The organism is Pseudomonas sp. GM21, assembly GCF_000282215.1.
GTDB lineage: Bacteria > Pseudomonadota > Gammaproteobacteria > Pseudomonadales > Pseudomonadaceae > Aquipseudomonas.
This window is the reverse complement of the sequence record NZ_AKJS01000201.1, coordinates 20658-30476: the sequence shown is the minus strand read 5'-3', so window position 1 is coordinate 30476 and position 9819 is coordinate 20658. Positions and strand designations below refer to the sequence as shown.

Sequence of the window (9819 nt, the reverse complement as noted above, 5' to 3'; positions counted from 1 at the left end):
CGACTGCTGCGCAGCCGAACGCAGGCTTCGCCAGCTGCTACGGTTCGTGTTATCGCTTAACTGACCGGCATTAGGGCAAGCCCGCTCCCACAGTGGAGATGAGTCGCCCACAAATGGCGTGATTACACCGATCCCCATGTGGGAGCGAGCCTGCTCGCGATGGGGCCATTCCAGCCAGCAAAATTTTGGTTTTGCCGGAGCGTTCCCGTTTATTTGTACGACCTTTCCTAAAGGGTATTGCCGACACCTTAAGCCTGAAACGACGGAATAGACTCGCGTTTTTCCTCGTCCTCAGGAGTCCGGCATGAATGCATCCAGCGTCCCCGACAATGCAACCGACGACCGTTTCAATGAAGTGCTGACGCTGATTCAAAGTGCCAAGCAGCAGGCCATGCAGGCGGTGAATACCCAGCTGATTGAGTTGTATTGGCAGGTGGGTGCTTACATCAGTCGCAAGCTGGAAAAGGCCGAATGGGGCGATTCTGTGGTCAGTCAGTTGGCCGAGCATCTGGCCAAGACCCAACCTGGGTTGCGCGGTTTTACCCGGCGTAATTTGTTCCGTATGCGCCAGTTCTACGAGGCTTACCGGATAGATGAAAAAGTGTCAGCACTGCTGACACAATTACCTTGGACCCAGAACCTGCTCATTCTAAGTCAGAGCAAACTCCCGCAAGAACGTGAGTTTTATCTGCGCCTGGCCATCCAGGAAAAATGGTCGACGCGTGAGTTAGAACGTCAGTTCAAGGCCGCACTGTTCGAGCGAAGCGTAACCCAGCCGGCAAAAATATCACCGGTACTGAGACAATCTCACCCGACCGCGCTGGATATATTTCGTGATGCCTACATGCTCGAGTTCCTAGACCTGCCAGGTGGCCATGCCGAAAGCGATCTGCATAAAGGGTTGCTGGCGCGCCTCAAGGAGTTTCTGATCGAGCTGGGTCGCGATTTCTGCTTTGTCGGTTCCGAGTATCCGCTGCAAGTGGGCGGGTGTGATTTTGCCCTGGATCTGCTGTTCTTCCACCGTGGCCTTAATTGTCTTGTAGCCATTGAACTTAAGGTCGGTCGCTTTAAGCCGGAGTATTTGGGCAAGCTGAACTTCTATTTGGAAGCGTTGGATCGCAATGAATGCAAGCCCCACGAAAACCCGGCCATCGGTGTATTGCTCTGTGCCAGCAAGGATGACGAAGTGGTCGAGTATTCCCTTAATCGCAGTCTGTCGCCTGCGCTGATTGCCGAGTATCAAGTCCAGCTACCGGATAAGCAGCTGTTGCAGGCCAAACTACATGAGTTCTATGCGTTAAATGTCGCGCAAGCAGAGGAATTCTGAACTCGCTCAGGCTCCTTATTCCCATAAGCCATAAGCACCACACTTTGCGTGATATGGCCTGCGAACGTTTGTCGGTATGATAGTCGCCCCCGCAGTCTGGATTGCGAATACGCCATGACCTTGCAGTACCCAACCATCGCCGATTGCGTCGGCAACACTCCGCTGGTTCGTTTGCAGCGCCTGCCCGGCGCCACCAGCAATACCCTTTTGCTCAAGCTCGAAGGGAATAACCCGGCGGGTTCGGTCAAGGACCGGCCGGCGTTGTCGATGATCACACGCGCCGAATTGCGCGGGCAGATCCACGCCGGCGATACGCTGATCGAAGCAACCTCCGGTAACACCGGGATTGCTTTGGCCATGGCGGCCGCGATCAAGGGTTACAAGATGATCCTGATCATGCCGGACAACTCCAGCGCCGAGCGTAAAGCCGCCATGACGGCGTATGGTGCCGAGCTGATCCTGGTCACCCAGGAAGAAGGCATGGAAGGCGCCCGCGACCTCGCTCAGCGGATGGAAGCCGAAGGCCGTGGCAAGGTGCTGGACCAGTTCGCCAACGGGGATAATCCGCAAGCGCACTACACCAGCACCGGCCCGGAAATCTGGCGTCAGACCGAAGGCACCATCACCCACTTCGTCAGTTCGATGGGCACCACCGGCACCATCATGGGCGTCTCGCGCTACTTGAAAGAGCAGAACGAAGGCGTGCAAATCATCGGCCTGCAACCGATGGAAGGCTCGGCGATTCCGGGCATCCGTCGCTGGCCGCAGGAATACCTGCCGAAGATTTATCAGGCTGATCGCGTCGACCGCATCGTCGACATGGCGCAAAGCGAAGCCGAGGACGTGACCCGTCGTCTGGCCCGCGAAGAAGGCATCTTCTGTGGCGTGTCTTCGGGCGGTGCGGTGGCAGCGATGCTACGTCTGTCCCAGGAAGTTGAAAACGCGGTGATCGTCGCGATCATCTGTGACCGTGGCGACCGTTACTTGTCGACCGGCATTTTCGACGCGCCTAACTGATGGCCAAGCACGAGAGAGGCCTGCGCTTCCAACCCACGGGCGGCAGCAAGGCCCCACAAATCCCGACCGGCAAAAAGCAGCGCTTGAGCATCGAGCGCCTGGCCAATGACGGTCGCGGTATCGCGTTTTTTGAAGGTCGCACCTGGTTCGTCATCGGCGCCCTGGCCGGTGAAGAAGTCGAGGCGCGGGTGTTGGGCGCCCATGGCAAGGTAGTCGAGGCGCGTACCGAGCGCGTGTTCCAGGCCAGCGAATTGCGTCGTCCGGCACCGTGCCCGCATGCCGGACGCTGTGGCGGCTGCAGCGTGCAGCACCTGCCTCATACCGAACAACTCGCCCTGAAACAGCGCATGCTCGCCGAGCAACTGTCGAAGGTCGCCGGTATCGAGCCGCAAGAATGGGCTGCGCCGTTGAGCGGTCCGGAGTTCGGCTACCGCCGTCGTGCCCGTGTAGCGGTGCGCTGGGACATGAAGGCGAAGAAACTCGAAGTCGGATTCCGTGCCGTGGGCAGTCAGGACATCGTTGCGATCAACGAATGCACGGTGCTGGTACAGCCCTTGCAGCCCATCATGACCCGCTTGCCGGAGATGTTGCGTCGTTTGAGCAAACCTCAGGCGCTGGGGCATGTGGAATTGTTCAGTGGTTCGTCGTTGGCCGTGTTGCTGCGGCACATGGCGCCGTTGTCTGACGCTGACATGACGATCCTCAAGGAGTTCTGCGCTTTCCATGAGGCCCAATTGTGGCTGCATGGAGAGGGCGAACCGCAACCGGTCGACGCCGAGCAGTCGCTGGGTTATCGCCTGGAGCAATGGGGTCTGGACCTGGCCTACCGGCCCGGGGATTTCATTCAGGTCAATGCCGGGGTCAACGAGGCGATGGTGGCCCAGGCGCTGGAATGGCTCAAGCCTCAGGCGGATGAGCGGGTTCTGGATTTGTTTTGTGGTCTGGGCAATTTCGCCCTGCCGCTGGCCAAGGTCGTTCGTGAAGTGGTCGCGGTGGAGGGTGTGCAGGCCATGGTCGAGCGCGCCGCCCTTAACGCGGCTAGCAATAATCTGCATAACGCGCAGTTTTTTCAGGCCGATTTATCCCAGCCTTTGACTAATGGCGAATGGGCGCGCGAAGGCTTTTCTGCGGTACTCTTGGACCCACCGCGAGACGGTGCTTTCGAGGTGGTGCGCAAGCTGGCGTCCCTGGGCGCCAAACGGTTGGTGTACGTTTCGTGCAACCCGGCAACGCTGGCGCGCGACACGGTTGAATTGATCAAGCAGGGCTACCGGTTAAAACGTGCCGGGATTCTCGATATGTTTCCTCAAACGGCACATGTCGAGGCCATGGCGTTATTTGAAGCGAGCTAGGACGGCTCGTCTGGTCCGACTGGCCCGCCCGTGCAGCTCTCGCATGAGCCCCGTGAGGGCAATCGGGCAATGAAGGTCAGCGATTTGACGCATTGAATCTGCGTCATAGGGAAGGTAAGCAAGATGGTACAGGTGAGAGCACACCAGCCGATCAATACCGACGGCAGTATCAATCTCGAGGCTTGGCTCGATCATGCGGTCAGTGTCGATCCGGCACTGGATCGCGAAGCCTTGAAGGAAGCGTGCGAGTTCGCTCGCATGTCAGAACAACAGGCCAATGCGGCGAAGAATCTCTGGTCCGAAGGGACTTCGAGTTTCCGCACCGGCCTTGAGATCGCCGAGATTCTCGCCGACCTCAAACTCGATCAGGATTCATTGGTCGCCGCGATCTTGTACCGTGGCGTGCGCGAAGGACAGATCCTGTTGCCTGCCGTCAGCCAGCGCTTTGGTCCGGTGGTGGCCAAACTCATCGACGGCGTGCAGCGCATGGCAGCGATCAGCGACAGCCTGAGCCCGCGTAAATCCATGGTGCTGGGTACTCAGGGCCAGGTTGAAAACCTGCGCAAAATGCTGGTGGCCATGGTCGACGACGTGCGCGTTGCACTGATCAAACTGGCTGAACGCACCTGTGCGATTCGTGCGGTGAAAACCGCCGGCGACGAGAAGCGCAATCAGGTCGCCCGTGAAGTCTTCGATATCTACGCACCGCTGGCTCACCGCCTCGGTATCGGTCACATCAAGTGGGAACTGGAGGACTTGTCCTTCCGTTACCTGGAGCCTGACCAGTACAAGCAGATCGCCAAGTTGCTGCATGAACGTCGCCTGGATCGCGAGCGTTTCATCAGCGATGTCATGACCCAGCTGAAAAACGAATTGCACGCCACCGGCGTCGATGCCGACATCAGTGGCCGGGCCAAACACATCTATTCGATCTGGCGCAAAATGCAGCGCAAGGGTCTGGAATTCAGCCAGATCTACGACGTGCGCGCCGTTCGCGTGCTGGTGCCGGAAATGCGCGACTGCTACACCGCGCTCGGCATCGTCCACACATTGTGGCGGCACATCCCGAAGGAATTCGACGACTACATCGCCAACCCGAAAGAGAACGGCTACCGCTCGCTGCACACGGCGGTGATTGGCCCTGAAGGCAAGGTGCTGGAAGTACAGATCCGCACCCACGCCATGCACGAGGAAGCCGAACTGGGCGTGTGCGCGCACTGGCGCTACAAGGGCACCGACGTCAAATCCGGCTCCAACCACTACGAAGAGAAAATTTCCTGGCTGCGTCAGGTCCTGGAGTGGCACGAAGAGCTGGGCGATATTGGCGGCCTGGCGGAACAGCTGCGGGTCGATATCGAACCGGACCGGGTCTACATCTTCACCCCGGACGGTCACGCCATCGACTTGCCCAAAGGCGCGACACCGCTGGACTTCGCTTACCGCGTGCACACCGAAATCGGTCACAACTGCCGGGGCGCGAAGATCAACGGGCGCATTGTGCCGCTCAACTACAGCCTGCAAACCGGTGAACAGGTCGAGATCATCACCAGCAAGCACGGCACGCCGAGCCGAGACTGGCTGAACCCGAACCTGGGTTACATCACCACCTCGAGAGCGCGGGCGAAGATTGTCCACTGGTTCAAATTGCAGGCGCGCGATCAGAACGTCGCGGCCGGTAAAACCTTGCTTGAGCGTGAACTCAGTCGCCTCGGTCTGCCGGCGGTAGACTTCGACAAGCTGGCCGACAAGGCCAACATGAAGACGGCCGAGGATATGTTCGCGGCGTTGGGCGCCGGTGATTTGCGCCTGGCGCAACTGGTGAATCTGGCGCAGCAACTGGTCGAGCCGGAACGCGGCAACGAACAGCTGGAGCTGATCCCGCGCAAAGCCACGGGCTACAAACCGGGCAAGCGCGGCGATATCCAGATCCAGGGCGTCGGCAACCTGATGACGCAAATGGCCGGCTGCTGCCAGCCATTGCCGGGGGATGCAATCGTCGGTTACATCACTCAGGGCCGTGGCGTAAGCATTCACCGCCAGGATTGCGCCTCGGTGCTGCAGCTGGGCGGTCGCGAGCCGGAGCGGATCATTCAGGTCAGCTGGGGGCCGGTGCCGGTGCTCACCTACCCGGTGGACATCGTCATTCGCGCCTACGACCGTTCCGGTTTGCTGCGTGACGTGTCGCAGGTGCTGCTCAATGAGCGGATCAACGTACTGGCGGTCAACACCCGCTCGAACAAAGAGGACAACACGGCGTTGATGTCCCTGACCATCGAGATTCCGGGGCTGGATGCGTTGGGGCGGTTGCTGGGGCGGATTTCCCAGTTGCCGAACATCATCGAAACCCGTCGTAACCGGACGCCTTGATCGCATGTTCAGCGCCGATCCACTAATGTGGGAGCGAGCCTGCTCGCGAAGAGGGCGTGTCAGTCGACATCAATGGCGTCTGACACACCGCTTTCGTCGGAACGCCGCCCGGAGCAGGCTCGCTCCCACAAGGGATTTTTCAGTGAGAGAGATTGATGTATTCACTTGAAGACCTGCTGCACTTGATGAACCGCCTGCGCGACCCGCAGTTCGGTTGCCCATGGGACATCAAGCAAACGTATGCCACCATCGTCCCGCACACCCTTGAGGAAGCCTACGAAGTCGCTGACGCCATCGAGCGCGGTGACTTCGATCACTTGCAGGGTGAGTTGGGCGATTTGCTGTTTCAGGTGGTGTATTACAGCCAACTGGCGCGGGAAGAAGGGCGTTTCGAATTCGACGGCGTGGTCGACAGCATCACCCGCAAGTTGATCCGTCGGCATCCTCACGTGTTTCCTACCGGTGATCTGTATGCGCCCGTGGACATCCCGCGCCTGAGTGAAGAACAGGTCAAGCAGCGCTGGGAAGAGATCAAGGCCGAGGAGCGCGCCGAGAAGTCAGCGGCACCGTTGCAGTTGTCGTTGCTCGATGATGTCCCGGCTGCATTGCCTGCCTTGTCCCGTTCGGCGAAACTGCAAAAGCGCGCCGGGCAGGTCGGTTTCGACTGGCCGGACGCCTTGCCGGTGCTGGACAAGGTTCGCGAAGAGCTCGATGAAGTGCTCGAAGCCATGGCCGACAACGACTCGGCAGCGATTGCCGATGAGGTCGGTGACCTGCTGTTTTCGGTGGTCAATCTGGCGCGTCACCTCAAGGTTGATCCGGAAACCGCGCTGCGGGGTGCCAACAGCAAATTCGAAAGGCGCTTCCGTTTTATCGAACAGGCATTGCGCGATACCCACCGTCCCATAGAAGATTGCACCCTCGAAGAGTTGGACGCCCTGTGGGGCGAAGCCAAACGTCAGGAAAAGAATTTGACCAGCTGCGGTTGAGCAGTTGCCTAAGTGAGAAACAAGCACCATGAGCATTTCCCTTCGCGACCAGTTGCTCAAAGCAGGGCTGGTCAACCAGAAGCAGGCCAAACAGGTCGGCAAAGAGAAGCAGAAACAGCAGCGCCTGGCCCACAAAGGTCAGATCGAACTGGATGACTCGCAGCAGCGCGCCGCACAGGAAGCCATGGCCGAGAAGGTCAAGCGCGACCAGGAGCTGAACCGTCAGCAGCAGGAAAAGGTCGAGGCCAAGGCTCGCGCCGCTCAGATCAAGCAACTGATCGAAGTCTCGCGTCTGCCGAAGCTGACCACCGAGGACTACTACAACTTCGTCGACGACAAGAAGGTCAAGCGCCTCTGCGTCAACACGCTGATGCGCAACCAGCTCAGCAATGGCTTCCTGGCCATCGTGCATCACGCCGGCGGCTACGAAGTCATTCCGCGTGAAGCAGCGCTGAAGATCCAGGAGCGCGATCCACAGCGCATCGTGCAGATGAACGTGAAGACTGAAGAAGTGGCAGCCGAGGACGATCCGTACGCGGCCTATCAGATTCCGGATGATCTGATGTGGTAAGCCGTTAAAGGCTTCCAGCTACGACAAACCCCGCTCATGGCGTAATGCTGTTCACTTAAGCCAAGACGAACCTTGTAGCAGCTGGCGAAGCCTGCGTTCGGCTGCGTAGCAGTCGTGAAATCAAACGATGTGGTGTTTCAGGAAGTCCGCGCGTTCAGGATTTACGACTGCTACGCAGCCGGACGCAGGCTGCGCCAGCTGCTACAGGAACTGTCGTGAAGTTAGGGCAAAAAAAAACGCCCCGAACCAGTCGGGGCGTTTTTGTGTGCAGCGAAACGGCGAGGTATTACTTACCTGCCCAGCGCTTCAGGACCAGCGTGGCATTGGTGCCACCGAAACCGAAGCTGTTGCTCATCACGGTGTCGATGGTGGCGTTTTCGCGAGTCTTGGTCAGGATCGGCATGTCGGCCACTTCCGGGTCCAGTTCGTCGATGTTGGCGGAACCTGCCATGAAGTTGCCTTCCATCATCAGCATGCAGTAGATCGCTTCGTGAACGCCGGCGGCGCCCAGGGAGTGACCCGACAGGCTCTTGGTGGAGCTGATGGCCGGAGCCTTGTCGCCGAACAGTTCGCGAACACCTTTCATTTCCATGACATCGCCCACCGGAGTCGAGGTGCCGTGGGTGTTCAGGTAGTCGATCGGAGCGTCAACGGTGGACATTGCCATCTGCATGCAGCGGATAGCGCCTTCGCCGCTTGGGGCGACCATGTCGTAGCCGTCGGAAGTCGCGCCGTAGCCAACGATTTCCGCATAGATCTTCGCGCCGCGAGCCAGAGCGTGTTCCAGTTCTTCGACCACGACCATGCCGCCACCGCCGGCAATGACGAAACCGTCACGCTTGGCGTCGTAGGCACGGGAAGCTTTTTCCGGGGTTTCGTTGTACTGGCTGGACAATGCGCCCATGGCGTCGAACAGGAACGACTGGCTCCAATGCTCTTCTTCACCGCCGCCGGCGAACACGATGTCCTGCTTGCCCATCTGGATCTGTTCCATGGCGGTACCGATGCAGTGAGCACTGGTCGCGCAGGCAGAAGCGATGGAGTAGTTCAGGCCCTTGATCTTGAACGGGGTGGCCAGGCAAGCGGAAACGGTGCTGCTCATGGTCCGCGTGACACGGTATGGGCCAACGCGCTTCACGCCTTTCTCGCGCAGGATATCCAGCGCTTCCATCTGGTTCAGCGTGGACGCGCCACCGGAACCGGCGATCAGGCCGGTACGCGGGTTGGAGACTTGCTCATCAGTCAGACCGGAGTCAGCGATGGCGTCTTTCATGGCCAGGTAGGCGTAAGCCGCCGCGTGGCCAACGAAGCGAAAGATCTTGCGATCGATCAGTTCTTCGAGGGGAAGGTCGATGGAGCCGGAAACCTGGCTACGCAGACCCATTTCGGCATATTCCGGGTTGAACCGGATGCCAGGGCGGCTTGCACGCAGGTTAGCGGAGACGGTCTCTTTGTCATTGCCCAGGCACGAAACGATGCCCAGACCAGTGATAACGACGCGGCGCATGCGGATAACCCTTAGAAGTTGTCAGTGGAGGTGAAAACGCCGACCCGAAGGCCTTCGGCGGTGTAGATTTCGCGACCGTCGACAGTCACCGAACCGTCGGCGATGGCCAGGTTCAGCTTGCCCTTGAGGACGCGCTTGATATGAATGTTATAGGTGACTTTCTTGGCGGTCGGAAGGACCTGACCAAAGAACTTCACTTCGCCCGAACCCAGGGCGCGACCGCGGCCCGGCAGACCTTGCCAGCCGAGGAAGAAACCGACCAGTTGCCACATGGCGTCGAGGCCCAGGCAGCCTGGCATCACCGGATCACCTTCGAAGTGGCAGGCGAAAAACCACAGGTCCGGAGTGATATCCAGCTCGGCGACCAATTCACCTTTGCCGTACTTGCCACCTTCTTCGCTGATCAGGGTGATGCGATCGACCATCAGCATGTTCGGGGCGGGCAGTTGCGCGTTACCTGGGCCGAACAGCTCACCGCGACTGCAGCGCAGCAGGTCTTCCCGGGTAAAGGCGTTTTGTTTGGTCATGCGAGCTCCTCAATAGTCCGATGCGGCAGGGTGGGGCAAATCTCCCGGCCGATCGAAGCGTTCATGCCTCGAACCGGCAGCCTACTCATAGACTATTGCGTTGTGGTGAAAGTCACAGCACCAAGGACATGAATGTACACTTGTGCACTGAAATTATTATTC

At 59.1% G+C, this 9819-nt stretch carries 8 protein-coding genes; 6 read left to right on the top strand and 2 right to left on the bottom strand.

Translation table 11 applies throughout. From position 1 onward, the window contains the following. Positions 1-304: 304 nt before the first annotated feature. From PMI22_RS00180 to PMI22_RS00205, 6 genes are all read left to right on the top strand, one after another. Positions 305-1327, top strand: coding sequence for a PDDEXK nuclease domain-containing protein (locus PMI22_RS00180; protein WP_007949512.1), 1023 nt, complete (start codon positions 305-307; stop codon positions 1325-1327). A 114-nt stretch (positions 1328-1441) separates the two neighbouring features. Continuing rightward, complete coding sequence (gene cysM / locus PMI22_RS00185; RefSeq protein WP_007949511.1) at positions 1442-2344, top strand: cysteine synthase CysM; 903 nt, start codon at positions 1442-1444, stop codon at positions 2342-2344. Beyond that, positions 2344-3696, top strand: a complete 1353-nt coding sequence (gene rlmD / locus PMI22_RS00190; RefSeq protein ID WP_007949510.1) for a 23S rRNA (uracil(1939)-C(5))-methyltransferase RlmD — start codon at positions 2344-2346, stop codon at positions 3694-3696. Before cysM ends, rlmD begins: the two co-directional genes overlap by 1 nt. A gap of 123 nt (positions 3697-3819) precedes the next feature. Continuing rightward, complete coding sequence (gene relA / locus PMI22_RS00195) at positions 3820-6063, top strand: GTP diphosphokinase (RefSeq protein ID WP_007949509.1); 2244 nt, start codon at positions 3820-3822, stop codon at positions 6061-6063. A gap of 155 nt (positions 6064-6218) precedes the next feature. Then, a complete protein-coding gene (gene mazG, locus PMI22_RS00200; protein WP_007949508.1) occupies positions 6219-7052 on the top strand; it encodes a nucleoside triphosphate pyrophosphohydrolase in 834 nt (277 codons plus the stop codon). 28 nt (positions 7053-7080) lie between these two features. Further along, on the top strand, positions 7081-7623 hold the full coding sequence (locus PMI22_RS00205) for a DUF2058 domain-containing protein (protein ID WP_007949507.1): 543 nt from the start codon (positions 7081-7083) through the stop codon (positions 7621-7623). 286 nt (positions 7624-7909) lie between these two features. Here the strand turns inward: PMI22_RS00205 and fabB are convergent, their stop codons facing one another. Together fabB and fabA are read right to left on the bottom strand one after the other, a co-directional pair. Continuing rightward, a complete protein-coding gene (fabB, locus tag PMI22_RS00210; RefSeq protein ID WP_007949506.1) occupies positions 7910-9130 on the bottom strand; it encodes a beta-ketoacyl-ACP synthase I in 1221 nt (406 codons plus the stop codon). A gap of 11 nt (positions 9131-9141) precedes the next feature. Further along, positions 9142-9657 carry a 3-hydroxyacyl-[acyl-carrier-protein] dehydratase FabA gene (gene fabA / locus PMI22_RS00215; protein ID WP_003179264.1) on the bottom strand — a complete coding sequence of 172 codons (516 nt, stop codon included), beginning with the start codon at positions 9655-9657 and terminating at the stop codon, positions 9142-9144. Between the last annotated feature and the right edge of the window lie 162 nt (positions 9658-9819).

Excerpts from the sequence above, each read along its gene's own strand:
- PMI22_RS00180 (WP_007949512.1), top strand. The coding sequence starts at position 305 with ATGAATGCATCCAGCGTCCCCGACAATGCAACCGACGACCGTTTCAAT.
- cysM (WP_007949511.1), top strand. The coding sequence starts at position 1,442 with ATGACCTTGCAGTACCCAACCATCGCCGATTGCGTCGGCAACACTCCG.
- rlmD (WP_007949510.1), top strand. The coding sequence starts at position 2,344 with ATGGCCAAGCACGAGAGAGGCCTGCGCTTCCAACCCACGGGCGGCAGC.
- relA (WP_007949509.1), top strand. The coding sequence starts at position 3,820 with ATGGTACAGGTGAGAGCACACCAGCCGATCAATACCGACGGCAGTATC.
- mazG (WP_007949508.1), top strand. The coding sequence starts at position 6,219 with ATGTATTCACTTGAAGACCTGCTGCACTTGATGAACCGCCTGCGCGAC.
- PMI22_RS00205 (WP_007949507.1), top strand. The coding sequence starts at position 7,081 with ATGAGCATTTCCCTTCGCGACCAGTTGCTCAAAGCAGGGCTGGTCAAC.
- fabB (WP_007949506.1), bottom strand. The coding sequence starts at position 9,130 with ATGCGCCGCGTCGTTATCACTGGTCTGGGCATCGTTTCGTGCCTGGGC.
- fabA (WP_003179264.1), bottom strand. The coding sequence starts at position 9,657 with ATGACCAAACAAAACGCCTTTACCCGGGAAGACCTGCTGCGCTGCAGT.